Origin of the sequence: Maribacter forsetii DSM 18668 (assembly GCF_000744105.1) — a bacterium.
Classification (GTDB): Bacteria; Bacteroidota; Bacteroidia; order Flavobacteriales; family Flavobacteriaceae; genus Maribacter; species Maribacter forsetii.
Window position 1 is genome coordinate 2,264,330 of the sequence record NZ_JQLH01000001.1, and the last position, 17,737, is coordinate 2,282,066.

At 34.6% G+C, this 17,737-nt stretch carries 20 protein-coding genes; 18 read left to right on the top strand and 2 right to left on the bottom strand.

The window, feature by feature from the left end:
• The first annotated feature begins 26 nt into the window (after positions 1-26).
• From efp to hisIE, 17 genes are all read left to right on the top strand, one after another.
• Positions 27-593, top strand: coding sequence for an elongation factor P (gene efp, locus P177_RS09460; RefSeq protein ID WP_036154203.1), 567 nt, complete (start codon positions 27-29; stop codon positions 591-593).
• Positions 594-634: 41 nt separating this feature from the next.
• Positions 635-1,570, top strand: a complete 936-nt coding sequence (locus P177_RS09465; RefSeq protein ID WP_036154205.1) for a UDP-3-O-(3-hydroxymyristoyl)glucosamine N-acyltransferase — start codon at positions 635-637, stop codon at positions 1,568-1,570.
• 72 nt (positions 1,571-1,642) lie between these two features.
• Complete coding sequence (gene sucD, locus P177_RS09470; RefSeq protein ID WP_036154207.1) at positions 1,643-2,515, top strand: succinate--CoA ligase subunit alpha; 873 nt, start codon at positions 1,643-1,645, stop codon at positions 2,513-2,515.
• Positions 2,516-2,621: 106 nt separating this feature from the next.
• Entirely contained in the window at positions 2,622-3,371 is a 750-nt protein-coding gene (fabG, locus tag P177_RS09475) for a 3-oxoacyl-[acyl-carrier-protein] reductase (RefSeq protein ID WP_036154209.1), read from the top strand.
• 67 nt (positions 3,372-3,438) lie between these two features.
• On the top strand, positions 3,439-5,466 hold the full coding sequence (locus P177_RS09480) for a hypothetical protein (protein WP_036154211.1): 2,028 nt from the start codon (positions 3,439-3,441) through the stop codon (positions 5,464-5,466).
• A 10-nt stretch (positions 5,467-5,476) separates the two neighbouring features.
• Positions 5,477-6,292 carry a prohibitin family protein gene (locus tag P177_RS09485; protein WP_036154213.1) on the top strand — a complete coding sequence of 272 codons (816 nt, stop codon included), beginning with the start codon at positions 5,477-5,479 and terminating at the stop codon, positions 6,290-6,292.
• Between the two features lie 235 nt (positions 6,293-6,527).
• Positions 6,528-7,385: an ATP phosphoribosyltransferase gene (gene hisG, locus P177_RS09490; RefSeq protein ID WP_036154215.1), complete on the top strand. Its 858-nt coding sequence runs from the start codon at positions 6,528-6,530 to the stop codon at positions 7,383-7,385.
• 24 nt (positions 7,386-7,409) lie between these two features.
• Positions 7,410-8,693, top strand: coding sequence for a histidinol dehydrogenase (hisD, locus tag P177_RS09495; protein WP_036154218.1), 1,284 nt, complete (start codon positions 7,410-7,412; stop codon positions 8,691-8,693).
• A gap of 43 nt (positions 8,694-8,736) precedes the next feature.
• Entirely contained in the window at positions 8,737-9,777 is a 1,041-nt protein-coding gene (gene hisC, locus P177_RS09500; protein ID WP_036154220.1) for a histidinol-phosphate transaminase, read from the top strand.
• Positions 9,778-9,794: 17 nt separating this feature from the next.
• Positions 9,795-10,760 carry a DUF2167 domain-containing protein gene (locus tag P177_RS09505; protein WP_036154222.1) on the top strand — a complete coding sequence of 322 codons (966 nt, stop codon included), beginning with the start codon at positions 9,795-9,797 and terminating at the stop codon, positions 10,758-10,760.
• A 24-nt stretch (positions 10,761-10,784) separates the two neighbouring features.
• Positions 10,785-11,921: a bifunctional histidinol-phosphatase/imidazoleglycerol-phosphate dehydratase HisB gene (hisB, locus tag P177_RS09510; protein WP_036154224.1), complete on the top strand. Its 1,137-nt coding sequence runs from the start codon at positions 10,785-10,787 to the stop codon at positions 11,919-11,921.
• A gap of 44 nt (positions 11,922-11,965) precedes the next feature.
• Positions 11,966-12,598: an imidazole glycerol phosphate synthase subunit HisH gene (gene hisH, locus P177_RS09515; RefSeq protein WP_051941784.1), complete on the top strand. Its 633-nt coding sequence runs from the start codon at positions 11,966-11,968 to the stop codon at positions 12,596-12,598.
• Positions 12,598-13,020, top strand: a complete 423-nt coding sequence (locus P177_RS09520; protein ID WP_036154226.1) for a GNAT family N-acetyltransferase — start codon at positions 12,598-12,600, stop codon at positions 13,018-13,020. Before hisH ends, P177_RS09520 begins: the two co-directional genes overlap by 1 nt.
• Positions 13,021-13,023: 3 nt before the next feature.
• Positions 13,024-13,755 (top strand): 1-(5-phosphoribosyl)-5-[(5-phosphoribosylamino)methylideneamino]imidazole-4-carboxamide isomerase, encoded by a 732-nt coding sequence (gene hisA / locus P177_RS09525; protein WP_036154228.1) that lies wholly within the window; start codon positions 13,024-13,026, stop codon positions 13,753-13,755.
• A complete protein-coding gene (locus P177_RS09530) occupies positions 13,748-14,263 on the top strand; it encodes a DinB family protein (protein ID WP_036154230.1) in 516 nt (171 codons plus the stop codon). The genes hisA and P177_RS09530 overlap by 8 nt, the downstream gene beginning before the upstream one ends.
• A gap of 120 nt (positions 14,264-14,383) precedes the next feature.
• Positions 14,384-15,139, top strand: coding sequence for an imidazole glycerol phosphate synthase subunit HisF (hisF, locus tag P177_RS09535; RefSeq protein ID WP_036154232.1), 756 nt, complete (start codon positions 14,384-14,386; stop codon positions 15,137-15,139).
• 129 nt (positions 15,140-15,268) lie between these two features.
• Entirely contained in the window at positions 15,269-15,877 is a 609-nt protein-coding gene (gene hisIE / locus P177_RS09540) for a bifunctional phosphoribosyl-AMP cyclohydrolase/phosphoribosyl-ATP diphosphatase HisIE (protein ID WP_209435184.1), read from the top strand.
• A 188-nt stretch (positions 15,878-16,065) separates the two neighbouring features.
• On the opposite strand, the gene P177_RS09545 is transcribed toward hisIE, so the two are convergent.
• Both P177_RS09545 and P177_RS09550 read right to left on the bottom strand, forming a co-directional pair.
• Entirely contained in the window at positions 16,066-16,479 is a 414-nt protein-coding gene (locus P177_RS09545) for a GNAT family N-acetyltransferase (RefSeq protein WP_036154237.1), read from the bottom strand.
• A gap of 300 nt (positions 16,480-16,779) precedes the next feature.
• On the bottom strand, positions 16,780-17,100 hold the full coding sequence (locus P177_RS09550) for a winged helix-turn-helix transcriptional regulator (protein ID WP_036154239.1): 321 nt from the start codon (positions 17,098-17,100) through the stop codon (positions 16,780-16,782).
• Between the two features lie 118 nt (positions 17,101-17,218).
• Here P177_RS09550 and P177_RS09555 point away from each other — a divergent pair, with 118 nt between their 5' ends.
• Complete coding sequence (locus tag P177_RS09555) at positions 17,219-17,731, top strand: VOC family protein (protein WP_036154240.1); 513 nt, start codon at positions 17,219-17,221, stop codon at positions 17,729-17,731.
• Positions 17,732-17,737: the final 6 nt, after the last annotated feature.

A 17,737-nucleotide genomic window follows, 5' to 3' on the forward strand; every position in this document is an offset into this window, starting at 1 on the left:
GTTAACAATATTAATACTCATTACGAATGGCATCTACATCAGATATACGAAAAGGACTATGCATTAGATATAACAACGATATCTACAAAATAATTGAATTTTTACACGTAAAACCGGGTAAAGGTCCTGCTTTTGTTCGTACAAAATTAAAAAGTGTTACCTCTGGTAAAGTATTGGACAATACTTTTTCTGCAGGTCATAAAATTGAGGATGTTCGTGTAGAGACACGTTCTTATCAATACTTGTATCCTGAAGGAGAAACATATCACTTCATGAATACAGATGATTATAATCAAATTACATTGCAAGAGAGCTCTCTTGATGCACCGGGACTTTTAAAGGAAGGTGAAGTGGTAAAGATTATGTTCAATACTGAAGATAGTATGCCTTTATCTGTTGATATGCCTGCTAGTGTAATTCTAGAAATTACATATACAGAACCTGGTGTTAAAGGTAATACGGCAACAAATGCTACAAAACCTGCAACGGTAGAAACAGGGGCAGAGGTAAATGTTCCTTTATTTATAAACGAAGGTGATAAGGTTAAAATTGACACTTCTACAGGTTCTTACATGGAACGTGTTAAGGAGTAGGGCTTTATTTATAATTCAATAATTAGACATAAGACAGTCAATTGAAATTCCCAACTACTTTTTCGTTAAAACAAATCGCAGATATTATATCTAGCGATTATGTTGGTCATGATGATTTTCCTGTATTGGGAATGAACGAGATCCATGTTGTAGAATCTGGAGATATCGTATTTGTAGATCATCCTAAGTATTATGATAAGGCATTAGAGTCTAAGGCAACGGTTATCTTAATCAATAAAAATGTAGAATGCCCTAAGGGTAAAGCATTGTTAATTTCTGATGATCCGTTTAGGGATTTTAATAAATTGACTACTTTCTTTCAGCCTTTTGTACCTAGCAGTCAAACAATTGCTGCAACTGCAAAAATTGGTAAAGACACAGTAATTCAACCAAATGCATTTATTGGGAATAATGTTGAAATAGGTGATAATTGCCTAATTCATTCTAATGTAACTATTTATGATAATTGCATTGTTGGCAATAATGTTACCATACATGCTGGTAGTGTTTTAGGTGCCGATGCATTTTATTATAAAAAACGACCTGAGGGGTTCGATAAATTAATTTCTGGAGGAAGGGTTGTCTTGAAAGACAATGTTGATATAGGTGCCCTTTGTACAATTGATAGAGGTGTTACAGGTGATACCACCATTGGCTTTGGAACAAAGTTGGATAATCAGGTTCATGTTGGTCATGATACCGTTATAGGAGAAAAGTGTTTAATAGCTTCACAAACGGGTATTGCTGGTTGTGTTATTATTGAAGATGAAGTTACCCTATGGGGTCAAGTAGGTACGAATAGCGGAATAACTATTGGTGCCAAGGCTGTAATAATGGGGCAGACAGGAGTTACAAAATCCGTGAAGGGTGGCAAGAGTTATTTTGGTACTCCTATAGAAGAATCTAGAGAAAAATTGAAACAATTGGCTTATTTGAAGCAAATTCCACAAATAATTAAAAAAATGGATAATAAATAAGTCCGTTAATGCTTTAAAATTCATTAACAACTTATATTTTTGTTCTAACAAAAAAAATAAAACTACAGTAGTATGAGCGTATTAGTTAATAAAGATTCAAAAATAATCGTACAAGGTTTCACTGGTAGTGAAGGTACTTTCCATGCTGGACAGATGATTGAGTACGGTACTAATATCGTAGGTGGTGTTACTCCGGGTAAAGGAGGGCAAGAGCATTTAGGTAAACCGGTTTTTAATACGGTTGCTGAATCTGTTGAGAAAGTTGGTGCAGATACTACTATCATTTTTGTTCCGCCAGCATTTGCGGCAGATGCAATAATGGAGGCTGCCGAAGCTGGTATTAAAGTTATTATTACAATTACAGAAGGTATTCCTGTTGCTGATATGGTGAAGGTTGCCAACTATATTAAAAATAGAGATTGTCGTTTAATCGGTCCTAACTGTCCTGGTGTTATTACTCCGGGTGAAGCTAAAGTTGGTATTATGCCAGGTTTTGTTTTCAAAGAAGGTAATGTAGGTATCGTTTCTAAATCTGGTACATTGACTTACGAGGCTGCTGATCAAGTGGTACGTCAAGGTTTAGGTATTACAACTGCAATAGGTATTGGTGGTGATCCAATTATTGGAACAACTACCAAAGAAGCTGTTGAGCTTTTAATCAATGACCCTGCAACCGAATGTGTGGTTATGATCGGTGAAATTGGTGGTCAATTAGAAGCGGATGCTGCACAATGGTACAAAGCTAGCGGAAGCAAAAAACCAGTTGTTGGTTTTATTGCTGGTGAAACTGCTCCTGCAGGTAGAACAATGGGTCACGCAGGTGCTATTGTTGGTGGTAGCGATGATACTGCTCAAGCTAAGAAGCAAATTATGAGAGATTGTGGTATTCACGTAGTAGATTCTCCTGCTGAAATTGGTTTGAAAGTAAAAGAAGTAATGGGTTAAGAACTCATATTTTTCATATAAAATCCCGTTTGTAGCGGGATTTTTTTTAGCCTATAAATTAAACAAAAGGTATATTTGGTAAACTTCGGTTTTAAACAACGGACTTATGAAATTATTAGAAGATAAAAACGTCATCATAACAGGAGCAAGTAGAGGAATTGGTATGGGTATTGCTCAAGTATTTGCTGATCACGGTGCAAATGTTGCATTTACATATAGCTCAAGTGAAGCTCCGGCTTTAGAATTGGAAAAACAATTGACAGCAAAGGGGGTTAAAGCAAAGGCTTATAAAAGTAATGCTGCTAGTTTTCAAGAAGCTGAAGAATTAGTTGCTAAAGTTTTGGAAGATTTTGATGGAAGAATAGATGTATTGATCAATAATGCGGGTATTACAAAAGACAATCTTCTTATGCGTATGTCTGAAGCTGATTTTGATGCCGTAATCGATATTAATTTGAAGTCTGTTTTTAATATGACCAAAGCTGTACAAAGAACTTTATTGAAACAACGTAAAGGCTCTATCATTAATATGAGTAGTGTTGTAGGTGTAAAAGGTAATGCGGGTCAGACAAATTACGCAGCTTCTAAAGCAGGTATGATCGGATTTACAAAATCTGTAGCTTTGGAATTAGGTTCAAGAAATATTAGATGTAACGCCATTGCACCAGGATTTATTGAAACTGAAATGACAGATAAGCTTGATGAAAAGACTGTTCAAGGATGGAGAGATGGTATTCCATTAAAAAGAGGTGGTACCACTGAAGATATCGCAAATGCGTGTCTTTATTTTGCATCAGATTTGTCTAGCTATGTTACTGGTCAGGTATTGAATGTTGATGGTGGTATGTTAACCTAAGTCAACATAGATTTTCTATGGAACAAGGGTATATTGTTCCTTTTTTAAGTTCAACTTTATAACATACATGGAGAGCATAACGGTATTGTATATTATTCTTGCTGCGATAGTAGCGCTTGGTATCGTTGTTTTTCAGTACATATATAAGCAGAAGGCTAAAAGCAATATTCACTGGCTTTTAGCCTTTTTGCGTTTTGTTGGTGTTTTCGGACTGCTATTACTTCTTATTAATCCTAAGTTTTCGCAAAAATCATATACATTAGAAAAACCTAATTTGGTTATTCTGGCTGATAATTCCACTTCTATTTCTGAGAGCGAAAATGATTTACGACGTTTAATATCTGAATTAAAAGATGCTAAAGAAGTTACGGACAGATTTAAAATTACATCCTATAAATTTGGGTCTAAGTTGGATATTCTTGATAGTCTTTCGTTTACTGATAAGAATACTAATATTTCCAGATCACTTTTGGCTTTAAAAGATATTTATGCTCGTGAGCAAACTGTAACTGTATTATTATCAGATGGTAATCAGACCGTTGGTGAGGATTATAGTTATTTAAAAGCAGATCAAAATAATACTATTTATGCTATGGTCTTAGGGGATACCACCAAGTATAAAGATATTTCGGTCGGTCCCATTCTAACAAATAAATATGCATTTCTAAAAAACAAATTTCCTTTAGAATCATACATTTCATACCAAGGGAATACGCCAGTATCGGCAACTGTATCGGTAAAAATGAATGACAAAATTGTGCATAAAGAAAACCTAAGATTAGATGCTCAGTCTAATTTTAAAACGATTAACATTGAAGTCGATGCTAACTCCGTTGGAATAAAAAATCTAATTGTTGAAGTAACTAAATTACCAGAAGAGCGAAATATTGAAAATAACCGCAGAAGTACAAGTATTGAGGTTATAGATGAAAAAACTAAGATTGCCTTAATATCCGATATTGTACATCCAGACTTGGGTGCACTTAAAAAGGCAATTGAAAGTAATGAACAGCGAGAAGTAACTATTTTTAAATCAAGCACACCAAACAGTTCTTTAGAAGAAATTGACTTATTTATATTTTATCAGCCTACCATTAGGTTCAAAAATTCATTCGCATTTGCTAAAAGTAAAAATGCCAACACATTTATTATTACGGGTACGCAAACAGATTATTCATTTTTGAACAACAGCAATGTTGGCTTTGAAATAGAAAATGGTTATCCTGAACAAGAAGTATTCGGGTTGCTAAATAATGGTTTTACCAAATACGATATTTCTAAGTTTGAACTAACTGATTTTCCTCCGTTAGTAAGTGATGCCGGACCTATTTTAATAACTACGCCCTATGAAACTATGTTAGGCACTCAAATTAAAGGACTTGATGTGCAACAACCACTAATGGGCGTTATGGAGCAAAATGCTGGGAAACAGGCATTTTTAATAGGGGAGAACCTATGGAAATGGAGAATACAGACATATAGGAATTCTAATGATTTTGTCAATTTCGATGAATTTATCGGGAACTTAATTCGCTATTTAACCAGTTCTAAAAATAAGACGAGATTAAATGTCGATTATGAAAAAGTATATGAGGGTAGTAGCAATACAGTAATTACCGCTACTTATTTTGATGAGGCATTTCTATTTGATCCAAACGCAAAAGTTACTATTAAAGTAACTAATACATCAACCAAAAACGTTCAAACGAACCCAATGGTCCTAAAGAACGGATATTTTGAAGCTGACCTTTCTAACTTAATTGCAGGTTCTTATGAATTTGTTGTTTCCGTAGAAAAAGAAGCGAAGTCAGTGTCGGGCAGATTTGTTATTTCTGAGTTTGAAATGGAAAATCAATTTGTATCTAGTGATAATGAAAAAATGGAGAAACTGGCGGTGAGTACAGGTGGTAAGTTGTTTTATCCTTCTCAGATAAATGGGCTACTGCAAGACTTGAAAGAAAATGATGCGTACGTTCCAACAGAGAAAAGCACTGAAAATATCGTATCTTTGATTGATTTTAAACTGCTATTAGGGCTTATAGTTTTAGCCTTTGCAGTAGAATGGTTTATCAGAAAATATAACGGATTAATTTAAATAAACACTAATGGATAAGTTACCTAAGATTGCGTTGCCCGCAATATTTATTTTTATTGTAGTAGTAATTGCAATTTCAAAATCAACAGTTACAATAGACTCCGGTCAAGCAGGGGTCTTGTATAAAACTTTTGGTGATGGTGTGGTTACAGATGAGCCGCCAATGGGAGAAGGGTTTCATATAGTTGCTCCCTGGAACAAGGTTTTTATATATGAAGTAAGACAACAAGAAGTATTAGAAAAAATGAATGTTCTTTCTAGTAACGGACTGGATATTAAATTAGAAGCTTCAGCTTGGTTTGAACCAATTAGAAATGATTTAGGTAAACTACACCAAGAAAAGGGTGAAGATTATGTACAGCGTGTTTTACTACCTACAATTAGATCGGCTGCGCGTTCCGTAGTTGGTCGTTATACGCCAGAGCAATTATATTCTAGTAAAAGAGATGCTATTCAGCAAGAAATATTTGATGAAACTCAGAAAATTGTTGAGCGTGAGTATATTCAATTGAATGAGATTTTGGTTAGAGATGTTACTTTACCGCCAACTATTAAGGATGCTATTGAAAGAAAATTGAAGCAAGAGCAAGAGTCTTTAGAATATGAGTTCCGTTTGGTTACCGCTAAGAAAGAAGCTGAAAAAGTAACTATTGAAGCACAAGGTAAGGCAGATGCGAACAGAATTTTAAGTGCGTCATTAACTGATAAAATTCTTCAAGATAAAGGTATTGATGCAACATTAAAATTGTCTGAATCCCCTAATTCTAAAGTGATTGTAATAGGTGGTGGAGAATCTGGTCTTCCTTTAATTTTAGGGAATAACTAAAACACGGACTTAATTATTTTTGTTTCATTTTAAACTTTTGTTTTGTGAAATGAAAAATACCTTTTACTTTTACAGTATAATGAAAAATAGAACTACACATCATCATTTCCATATTCACGCTCAGGCGAGGTAGGAATGTATTGTAGTAGAACAACATATTTTAAAAACCCGTTTGAGCAATCAAACGGGTTTTGTATTTAAATCTCTTTTGGTTGCCAAGCATTAAATAAAGAAAATGACTAAAATTAGAATTGCTATTCAGAAATCGGGAAGACTAAATGAGGAATCCCTTCAAATTTTAAAAGACTGCGGTATTTCCATAGATAACGGAAAGGATCAATTAAAAGCTTCATCTAGGAATTTCCCTATCGAAGTATTTTATTTAAGAAACGGAGATATTCCTCAGTATCTAAGAGACGGAGTAGTAGATATTGCCATTATTGGAGAAAACGTCTTAATTGAAAAAGGGGAAGATATTTCTATTGCAGAAAGACTTGGATTCTCTAAATGTAAAGTGTCATTGGCAGTGCCAAAATCAGTAAAGTATAATTCTGTTCAAGATTTTGAAGGAAAACGTATTGCAACATCTTATCCGAATACAGTACTTAATTATTTGAAAGAGAAAGGGGTTAAGGCAGATTTACATATTATTAACGGTTCTGTTGAGATTGCACCAAATATCGGACTTGCAGATGCTATTTGCGATATCGTTTCTAGTGGTAGCACTCTGTTTAAAAATAACCTGAAAGAGGTAGAAGTAATGCTTACTAGTGAAGCTGTACTTGCTGTTTCTCCAAAAATTTCTTCTGAGCGAAAGGAATTGCTTGAAAAATTACAATTTAGAATTCAATCGGTATTACGTGCTAGAGGTTCTAAATATGTACTACTAAATGCACCTAACGATAAGTTAGATGAAATTATTAAACTATTACCGGGTATGCGTAGCCCTACAGTATTGCCTTTAGCCGATGAAGGTTGGAGCTCTGTACATACTGTTATCAATAAAGATAAGTTTTGGGAAGTTATAGATGAATTAAAGAAAGCCGGTGCAGAAGGTATTCTTGTTTGCCCAATTGAGAAAATGGTATTGTAATTAAGCTTTTAGCTAGTTAAAGAAATGAATAAAATATATAATCCAGAGAGAGCAGATTGGGAAGAAGTCTTAAGGAGACCTACCCAAACCGTTGCCGATATTGAAGGATTGGTGGATGGTATTTTCAAAGAGGTTGCCAGTAATGGTGATGAAACATTAAAGAAATATACGGCGCAATTCGATAAGGTAAGCTTAGATAATCTATTGGTTTCAGAAGCTGAAGTTGAAGAAGCTAAAACTTTGGTTTCTGAGGAATTGAAAGCTGCTATTCAATTGGCGAAATCTAATATTGAAGTTTTTCATACTGCTCAAAAAACGGAAAGGGTTGAAATAGAAACTGCTGCTGGAGTTTCTTGCTGGCAAGAGAAAAGACCTATTCAAAAGGTGGGACTTTATATTCCTGGTGGAACGGCTCCTTTGTTTTCTACGATTTTAATGTTAGCGGTACCAGCTTCTATTGCAGGTTGCTCAGAAATAGTTTTGTGTTCACCACCGGATAAGGAAGGGAAATTAAATCCGGCTATTTTATATACGGCAGATTTATGCGGGGTTACTAAAATTGTTAAGGTTGGTGGCATACAAGCTATTGCGGGAATGACTTTCGGTACGCACACTATACCACAGGTATATAAAATATTTGGACCAGGAAATCAATATGTAACCGTTGCAAAGCAAATTGCAACAAAACACGGTGTTGCTATAGATATGCCTGCAGGTCCGTCAGAACTTCTTGTGGTGGCTGATGATTCTGCAAATGCTGCATTCGTTGCTTCTGACTTGTTGAGTCAGGCTGAACACGGTGTAGATAGCCAGGTTATTCTGGTATCTACCTCTAAAGAAATGATAGATGCCGTGGAGAAAGAAGTGGCTGTTCAATTAGAAGATTTACCACGTAAAAAAATAGCGAAACAGGCAATTGCCAATAGTAAACTTATATATGTTGATAATGATCAAGATGCTATTAATTTGATTAATGAATACGGACCGGAACACTACATTGTTTGCGTAGAAAATGAAGATTTTTATATTGACAATACTCAAAATGCAGGTTCAGTATTTATAGGTAATTATACACCGGAAAGTGCTGGAGATTATGCTTCAGGAACTAATCACACGTTACCAACTAACGGTTATGCCAAACAGTATAGCGGTGTTAACTTAGATAGTTTTATGAAAAGCATGACTTTTCAAAAAATTACAAAAGAAGGCATTCAAACTATTGGTAATGCTATAGAGCTGATGGCAGAAGCAGAAGGACTAGAAGCTCATAAAAATGCAGTTACTTTAAGATTAAATAGTTTAAAATAATGTCATTTCAGCTACGCTCAATGACCAACACCATATTGAACTGATGAGTTTCAATTTAGATAAAATAACAAGAGAAAACGTAAAAGGTTTAAGTCCTTATTCCTCCGCACGTGACGAATATGTTTCAGATGGTTCCACAATGGTTTTCTTGGATGCGAATGAGAATCCGTTTGAGAATGGAGTCAATAGATACCCTGATCCTCAACAGCGAGGTCTAAAGGCTATTTTAGCGGAACAGAAAGGTATTAAAGAAGAAAATATTCTTTTAGGAAATGGTAGCGATGAAGTCTTAGATTTATTGTTCAGGGCTTTCTGTGAGCCTAAGCAAGATAATATTATCACCTTGCCGCCAACATACGGAATGTATAAGGTACTTTCTGGTATTAATATGGTTGAGAATAAAGAGGTCTTATTGACACATGATTTTCAGCCTAACGTTGAGGAGATATTAAAGACGATTGATAGCAATTCCAAACTATTGTTTATATGTTCTCCAAACAATCCCACTGGAAATAGTTTCTCCACAAATAAAATAGAAGAGCTGTTGAATTCATTTAATGGACTAGTAGTCATTGATGAAGCCTATATTGACTTTTCATCAGAAGAAAGTTGGACTTCTAAACTATCTGAATTTCCAAATCTAATCATTACACAGACTTTGTCAAAAGCTTATGGTATGGCTGGTATACGATTGGGTATCTGTATAGCATCGGCAGAAATTATTGCTGTAGTCAATAAAATTAAACCTCCCTATAATGTAAATCAACTTACGCAAGATAAAGCAACTTTGCGTGTGTTGGATAGAGATGCTGTAAAGAACGAGGTGAGTCAAATTTTAACGGAAAGGGCAAAATTAGAAGTGGCATTAAAAACAGTTTCTTTTGTTGAAAAGATATATCCATCAGATGCCAATTTTATCTTGGCAAAAGTAGATGATGCCTCACTTAGATATGATCAATTATTGGAAAAAGGAGTCGTGGTAAGAAATAGAACCACCCAACCATTATGTGAGAATACACTTCGGTTTACTGTAGGTAGTGCTGTAGAGAATAAAACACTTGCTAAGGCGTTAAATTTGATATAACCTTTAAACCAAAACCAATGAAAAGCAAGTTCATTTATTTAATTGCCTTAGTATTAACAATTAGTGTAACACGCGCTCAAGACGTTGAAAGACTAGAATTTATAGCAGATAGTCTTAATTTAAGCGACGAGGAAACAGAGGCGTTAATCAGTTATAAAATGTATTCTGATAGCGTAGAAAATACATTTACCTATATCTATGATAGGTCTATGTTAAACGGAGATGTAGCCAAAATTATGGTTCCAGAAGGTTATAAGTTTTTAGATAGTGAACAAGCACAAAGAGTACTTTCAGATATATGGGGAAACCCTAGAGATGAGTCCGTTATGGGTCTTTTGCTTAAAGAGGATGAGACTCCCGTAAATACTAGTTATGCAATTGAAATTTCATATTCAGAGGACGGATATATTGAGGATGACGATGCACAAGACATGGATTATGATGACTTGTTAAGTGAAATGCAGGATGATGTCAAGGAAGCAAATCCGCAAAGATCTAGTATGGGTTACCCTACAGTAGATTTAATAGGTTGGGCTACAAAACCTTACTATGATTCAGAAAACAAGAAATTATATTGGGCAAAAGAATTACTTTTTGAAGAAGAGGAAACCAGCACTTTAAATTATAATATTAGAGTTTTGGGAAGAAAAGGGTATATGAACCTAAACGTAATTGGTGACATGGATACACTTGAAGATGTTGAGAATAATTTAGATCCAATTTTAGGTAGTGTATCATTTAATACAGGATATAAGTATTCTGAATTTGATCCAGATTTTGATGATGTTGCGGCTTATGGTATAGGAGGTTTAATCGCTGGTAAAATTTTGGCTAAAGCTGGTTTTTTTGCACTTATACTTAAATTTTGGAAGTTTATAGCAATTGGCGGAGTAGCACTATTTGCAGGAGCAAAGAAATTCTTTTTTGGATCAAAAGAGCAAACAGCAATTGAAGGTCCTAAAGACAATTCCAAATTGTCTTAGTATTTACTTTTATATGAAAATGAAATGAAAAAAAGAGTACTATTTATTGATCGTGATGGCACTATCATCAAAGAAACCGTAGATGAGCAGATAGATGCATTTGAGAAAATGATTTTCTACCCCAAAGCATTTACTTTTCTAGGCAAAATTGCCAAAGAATTAGACTACGAATTGGTGATGATTACCAACCAAGATGGATTAGGAACAGATGTTTTTCCTGAGGACACCTTTTGGCCAGTTCATAATTTTATATTAAAATCTTTTGAAAACGAAGGTGTCGTTTTTGAAAAAGTGTTTCTTGATCGAACTTTTCCGCATGAAAATGCCAATACTAGAAAACCTGGTACAGGGCTGTTGACCGAGTATTTTTCTGATGATTATGATTTAGAAAATTCTTTTGTTATCGGTGATCGATTAACCGATATGGAATTGGCTAAAAACTTAGGTTCAAAAGGGATATTCATCAATGATGAAACCAATTTGGGTACTGGGGAAATTACGGTTAAGCGTGATGAACTAAATAGCCATATTGCGATTGAAAGCAATGATTGGGAGAAGATTTATGAGTTCTTGAAGTTGAATGATAGAACGGCTGAAATTCATAGAAAAACCAATGAAACTGATATTGCCATAAAACTGAACCTAGATGGTACTGGTAAAAGTGATATTAAAACCGGACTGGCATTCTTTGACCATATGTTGGATCAATTGGCACGCCATGGGCAAATGGATTTAATGATAAAAGTGGATGGTGATCTAGAAGTTGATGAACACCATACTATAGAAGATACGGGTATTGCACTAGGTGAAGTATTTCATTCGGCTTTAGGAAACAAACTAGGTATAGAACGCTACGGATTCTGCTTGCCAATGGATGATTGTTTAGCACAATCCGCTATAGATTTTGGTGGTAGAAATTGGCTGGTATGGGATGCAGACTTTAATCGTGAAATGGTAGGTGATATGCCTACGGAGATGTTTCACCATTTCTTTAAATCGTTCACGGACGGAGCTAAGGCAAACTTAAATATAAAAGCAGAAGGTACCAACGAGCATCATAAAATCGAAGCTATTTTCAAAGCCTTTGCAAAGAGCATAAAAATGGCGGTAAAAAGAGATGTTGAAAAAATGGTGTTGCCAAGTACAAAGGGAGTATTGTAAAAAGCCCCCTAACCCCCAAAGGGGGAATTCTTAAGTTTTATATTATGAATACAGAAAAAAATAAAGCATCTACTAGCACCCCTTTTGGGGGCGGGGGGGGCATTGTAATTATAAATTACGGAGCAGGAAATATTCAGAGTATCAAATTTGCAATTAAACGCTTAGGTTATGAAGCTGTTTTAAGCAATGATGTTTCTGAAATACAGCGTGCCGATAAAGTGATATTCCCAGGGGTAGGTGAGGCAAGTAGTGCCATGAAAATGTTGTTAAACAGTGGTTTGGACAAAGTAATCCCGACTTTAAAACAGCCTGTATTAGGTATTTGTTTAGGTATGCAATTAATGTGTCATTCGTCTGAGGAAGGTAATACTACTGGACTAGGAATTTTTGATGTTGATGTCGTAAAGTTTGATAAAACAGTAAAGGTTCCACAGATTGGATGGAATCAGATTACAAATTTGAAATCTGAATTATTTAATGGTATTGAAGAAAAAGAGCATATTTATCTAGTGCATAGTTTTTATGCGCCATTGTGTTCTGAAACAATTGCTGAATGTACTTATGGTTTAGATTATAGTGCTGCATTGAGAAAAGATAATTTTTACGGTACTCAGTTTCACCCAGAGAAATCTAGTGACGTAGGGGAGAAGATTTTAGAGAATTTTTTAAAAATGTAATGAAGCAAGATTATTTTATTTCAACTGATAAAAACCTTGTCAATGTAGATGCAATTCAACAGTTTATTGCTAATTCATATTGGGGTGACAATAGAACATTAGAAGAAATAAAAACAACGATTGAAAACTCTTACTGTTTTGGAATATACACTAAAGAAAATGATCAAATTGGCTTTGCCAGAGTAGTCACCGATTATATTTATTTCGGATATTTTATGGATGTGATTATTCTAGATAAATTTCAAGGTAAGGGTTATGGTAAGATTTTAGTGAATGCGATGTTAGAAGATACTACCATTAAAAAACTTAAAACATTAGCATTAAAAACTAAAGATGCCCATTTGTTATATGAGCGTTTCGGATTTAATAAAATAGGAGATTCACCATTGTGGATGTCTGTTGATAAACAAATTTTAGATTAAAGAATGAGAATTATTCCTGCTATAGATATCATTGATGGTAAATGTGTCCGCCTTTCTAAGGGAGACTACGATACCAAAAAAATATATAATGAGAACCCGTTAGAGGTAGCTAAAGAATTTGAGGCACACGGAATTCAACATTTACACTTGGTAGATTTAGATGGTGCGAAATCAAAGCATATTGTAAATCATAAAGTACTGGAGCAAATTGCTTCGCAAACCAATTTAAATATTGATTTTGGAGGTGGATTAAAAACCGATGACGATTTACGCATTGCTTTTGAAAGTGGCGCACAGCAGATTACGGGTGGTAGCATTGCGGTCAAAGATTCAGATACGTTTTTGGGTTGGATTGAAAAACATGGTTCAGAAAGAATTATTCTTGGAGCAGACGCTATGGATGAAAAAGTTGCTGTATCCGGTTGGTTAGAGGAATCTAAAGAAGAATTGATTCCCTTTATACAATCGTACCAAGCAAAAGGTATACAATATGTTATTTGTACAGATATTAGTAAAGATGGTATGCTAGAAGGTCCTTCTTTCGACTTATATTCCAAAATTATAAGTTCAACAGACGCAGGATTAAAACTAATAGCTAGTGGCGGAATATCTACTTTTGACGAGTTACCAAAACTAGCAGAAATGGGTTGTGAAGGTACTATCATCGGTAAGGCGATTTATGAAAATAGAATCAGTCTTAAGCAATTGGAATCGTATATTTTAAATAATGGATAAGGAAGAACGATTAGTACAAGAAATTGTTGAAAATGCCATGTATCGTATGGACGAAAGCACGCGCATGATCAAGAAAAGTCTTGCTGAAATTTCAGAAGAAGAAATTTGGCAGAAGCCTAACCCTTCTTTGAACAGTATGGCTAATCTTATTTTACATCTATGTGGTAATATGACGCAATATGTAATTTCTTCTATTGGCGAGATTGATGATAATAGAGATAGAGATGCCGAATTTTCAGTGAATTCAGGTCTAACAAAAACTGAGTTGTTACATAAGTTAGAAGATACGGTAGATTCCGTAAAACGGGTCATATTCGATTCTACAGTCGATAAGTTGATAAAAGTTAGGTCTGTACAAGGAATGTCTTTTTCTGGGATCGGTGCTATTATGCATGCCGTTGAACACTATTCCTACCATACGGGTCAAATAGCTTTTTATATAAAACTGATTAAAGAAAAGGATTTGGGATTTTATGACGGAGTAGATTTGAATATAAAAAATAAGTAAAGAGAAAAAAGTACAAAGTACAAAGTACGAAGTACGAAGTACTGGGAGAACAGTAATTGACAACTTGATGTTAACAAAGAATACTTAGTACTTAATACTAAGTACTTAATACTTGAAAAAATGCTTGCAAAAAGAATAATACCTTGTTTAGATATCAAAGATGGTAGAACCGTAAAAGGTGTCAATTTCGTTGATTTACGTGATGCTGGCGATCCTGTTGAGTTGGCTGAAATTTACAGCCGAGAAGGGGCAGATGAATTGGTGTTCTTGGACATTTCTGCTACGGAACAAAAACGTAAAACTTTGGCAGACTTAGTATATCGCGTAGCGGAAAAGGTAAATATACCATTTACTGTTGGTGGCGGAATATCATCTGTTGAAGACGTTGATGTTTTATTACATAACGGAGCTGATAAGGTTTCTATTAATTCATCTGCAGTAAAGAATCCGCAGTTGATTAATGATTTGGTTGCTAAATTTGGGTCGCAATGTATTGTAGTTGCTATAGACGCCAAACAGATAGATGGTGATTGGATAGTGCATTTAGTAGGTGGAAAAGTACCTACAGAGCGCAAATTATTTGAATGGGCAAAAGAAGTTGAGGAACGCGGAGCTGGTGAAATTTTATTTACTTCTATGGATAATGACGGTACTAAAGACGGATTTGCAAATGAAGCTTTAGCAAGATTATCTTCTGAATTAAATATTCCGATAATTGCTTCTGGTGGAGCAGGTAATAAACAACATTTTAGCGATACTTTTACAGAAGGTAAAGCAGATGCAGCATTGGCAGCAAGTGTTTTTCACTTCAAAGAAATTGGTATACAAGAATTGAAACTTGAGTTACAAGGAAATGGGATTCCTGTGAGGATTTAGTTTACTGTAGGAGACGCCAATGTTCAGTATCAGTACCAGTTTACAGTTTTGACAAACGAAATGTCACTTCGGCTACGCTCAGTAACCGATTTTAAAATAGAATAAAAATAAAATTAGAATACAATACATATGGAGTTTAATACGCCGAATTGGGAGAAAATGAGTGACGGATTAGTACCTGCAATCATACAGGATGCACGAACTAAAAATGTATTAATGCTTGGTTATATGAATGCAGATGCATTAGCTAAGACTACCGATACTGGAAAAGTAACTTTCTTTAGTCGCTCAAAACAGCGGTTATGGACAAAAGGTGAGGAGAGCGGAAACTTTTTAAACTTGGTCTCCATCAAAAACGATTGTGATAACGATTCACTTTTAATTAATGTAAATCCAGTTGGTCCAACGTGTCATACAGGTACTGATACTTGCTGGAGTGAAAAAAATAATTCTAATTTTGGATTTTTCTCGGAATTGGAAAGCACTATCGAAGAACGAAGAACTACTGCAGATGACAGTACATCTTATGTAGCTTCTTTATTTAAGAAAGGTATCAACAAAGTTGCCCAAAAAGTAGGGGAGGAAGCTGTTGAAACTGTTATAGAGGCAATGGATAATAATGATGAACTGTTCTTGTATGAAAGCGCAGATTTACTATTTCACTATTTAATGTTATTACAAGCAAAAGGTTTTACGCTAAAAGATATTGAAGCGGAACTAATGAAGAGGAAAAAGTAATTTAAATACTTTAATAAATTAAAACAATACCTATTTAATAGCTTAAAGGCAATTAAATAGGTATTTGCTTTTAGGATAACCGTTGTTAACCTATTCTATTTTGGAGTTTATCTGTTGTACTAGTGTGCTTAATAGACCTTTGTTTTAATTCTTGATTAAAGTCAACAACTAACCCTATTTTATTTGGTTTAAGGAAAAGTTCTCTCCATAATTACGAAATCTATTCCACCTTTCACATAAGTTTTGTTGGTTACTATCATCCCGAATTTAGTGTAATAATTAGTCTTGCTCTGTCTAGCATTGCACCAGATTTTTGTTAGTGATTCTGTAGCGGCTATTTGCATTATTTCATTTAATAATATACTACCATATCCTTTGCCTTGGTGACTTTCTAATGTAGCAAATTTTCTAAATTGGGCTTCCTTATGATGTATGAACAGAGAGATTACTGATGTTAATTGGTCTTCTAAAAATAGACCGTAATGCCTTCCCACGTTGTCTTTAGGTAATTTGATATAATTTAAAGGCTTGTTGGGCCACATAACCTGGTGTCTAATGACTAATGTTTCCTGAGAAGTAATTTCAATGATTTTGTACGACATAATCCAGCAACTACAAGTTGCTCAAATGTAATCAGGTTTTGTGGGTTATTCAAACACTAATTTGTCTTAAACTTTATCTACTGAAACCCACTTAAATTTTATAGGAGACCAATTGTCTTTACTTTCGGTTGACGCGTTATTTTTTATGTAAACGGTATCATCTTTTGTAAATACATGCTGGGTGTCAATTACTTCTTGTGAATAGATTTTAGTAGGTTTTTTATTTTCGATCAAACCGATATTTTTTTAGTAAAACCCAATATTCTGTATTTTGTTGTGTTAATGAATAGTTAATTAGTTTTATACTAGATTGTTAGAGTTGTCTTTTGCTCCCCATGAATCTAAGCTCAATAGAATATTTTCCAGTGATTTTCCACGCTCACTTAAGCCATATTCTACTTTTGGAGGTACTACTGGGAAAACCTCGCGTATAATCAATCCGTCTTTTTCTAACTCTCTTACGGTTTGGGTAAACATTTTATTTGATATGCCCGGTACTTTTTTTTGTAGTACACCAGACCGAACCCGACCCTCCAAAAGATGAAAAAGTACAATGGGTTTCCATTTTGTACCAATTAAATTCATGGTATGGTCTAAGGGACAATATTTTTTTGAATTCATATGAAATATAACTAACTGATAATCAGTAATTAACTCTTTTTGGTAACTATAGTACTTTTAGGTAAGTTATTGTCAATAAGGCAAATATAGATTTATTTTGTACTATAAAATAATAGATATGAAAACAAATACAGCATACCCCAAATCATTTTCACATATTGGCATTACAGTTCCTAATATTACAAAGGCTGTAAAATTTTACTCAGAAGTAATGGGCTGGTATGTTATTATGGAACCATCAAAAATTAAGAAAGAGAAAGAAACCGCTATCGGTCTTATGTGTATTGATGTCTTTGGCGATGATTGGGAAGAGTTTGAAATTGCCCACATGTCAACTTCTGACGGAATAGGTGTTGAGTTATTCTCTTTTCCTCATGGAGTAAAAGAAGCTGCGGAGTTTAGTCCGTTTAATACCGGTTTGTTTCACTTTTGTATTCAAGACCCTAATATTGAAGATTTGGTTGCCAAAATCGTGGAAAATGGTGGTAAGCAAAGAATGCCGATTCGTGAGTATTATCCAAAAGACAAGCCATACAAAATGTGTTATGTAGAAGACCCTTTCGGAATCGTTTTCGAAGTATACACACATAGTTATGAATTAACGTATTCTTCTGGTGCTTATACTGGATAAGTTTAA

Excerpts from the sequence above, each read along its gene's own strand:
- P177_RS09520 (WP_036154226.1), top strand. The coding sequence starts at position 12,598 with ATGAAGCAAGATTATTTTATTTCAACTGATAAAAACCTTGTCAATGTA.
- hisH (WP_051941784.1), top strand. The coding sequence starts at position 11,966 with ATGAATACAGAAAAAAATAAAGCATCTACTAGCACCCCTTTTGGGGGC.
- hisA (WP_036154228.1), top strand. The coding sequence starts at position 13,024 with ATGAGAATTATTCCTGCTATAGATATCATTGATGGTAAATGTGTCCGC.
- sucD (WP_036154207.1), top strand. The coding sequence starts at position 1,643 with ATGAGCGTATTAGTTAATAAAGATTCAAAAATAATCGTACAAGGTTTC.
- hisIE (WP_209435184.1), top strand. The coding sequence starts at position 15,269 with ATGGAGTTTAATACGCCGAATTGGGAGAAAATGAGTGACGGATTAGTA.
- P177_RS09480 (WP_036154211.1), top strand. The coding sequence starts at position 3,439 with ATGGAGAGCATAACGGTATTGTATATTATTCTTGCTGCGATAGTAGCG.
- fabG (WP_036154209.1), top strand. The coding sequence starts at position 2,622 with ATGAAATTATTAGAAGATAAAAACGTCATCATAACAGGAGCAAGTAGA.
- P177_RS09550 (WP_036154239.1), bottom strand. The coding sequence starts at position 17,100 with ATGAATTCAAAAAAATATTGTCCCTTAGACCATACCATGAATTTAATT.
- hisD (WP_036154218.1), top strand. The coding sequence starts at position 7,410 with ATGAATAAAATATATAATCCAGAGAGAGCAGATTGGGAAGAAGTCTTA.
- hisF (WP_036154232.1), top strand. The coding sequence starts at position 14,384 with ATGCTTGCAAAAAGAATAATACCTTGTTTAGATATCAAAGATGGTAGA.
- P177_RS09505 (WP_036154222.1), top strand. The coding sequence starts at position 9,795 with ATGAAAAGCAAGTTCATTTATTTAATTGCCTTAGTATTAACAATTAGT.
- efp (WP_036154203.1), top strand. The coding sequence starts at position 27 with ATGGCATCTACATCAGATATACGAAAAGGACTATGCATTAGATATAAC.
- P177_RS09555 (WP_036154240.1), top strand. The coding sequence starts at position 17,219 with ATGAAAACAAATACAGCATACCCCAAATCATTTTCACATATTGGCATT.
- P177_RS09485 (WP_036154213.1), top strand. The coding sequence starts at position 5,477 with ATGGATAAGTTACCTAAGATTGCGTTGCCCGCAATATTTATTTTTATT.
- P177_RS09545 (WP_036154237.1), bottom strand. The coding sequence starts at position 16,479 with ATGTCGTACAAAATCATTGAAATTACTTCTCAGGAAACATTAGTCATT.
- hisG (WP_036154215.1), top strand. The coding sequence starts at position 6,528 with ATGACTAAAATTAGAATTGCTATTCAGAAATCGGGAAGACTAAATGAG.
- hisC (WP_036154220.1), top strand. The coding sequence starts at position 8,737 with ATGAGTTTCAATTTAGATAAAATAACAAGAGAAAACGTAAAAGGTTTA.
- hisB (WP_036154224.1), top strand. The coding sequence starts at position 10,785 with ATGAAAAAAAGAGTACTATTTATTGATCGTGATGGCACTATCATCAAA.
- P177_RS09530 (WP_036154230.1), top strand. The coding sequence starts at position 13,748 with ATGGATAAGGAAGAACGATTAGTACAAGAAATTGTTGAAAATGCCATG.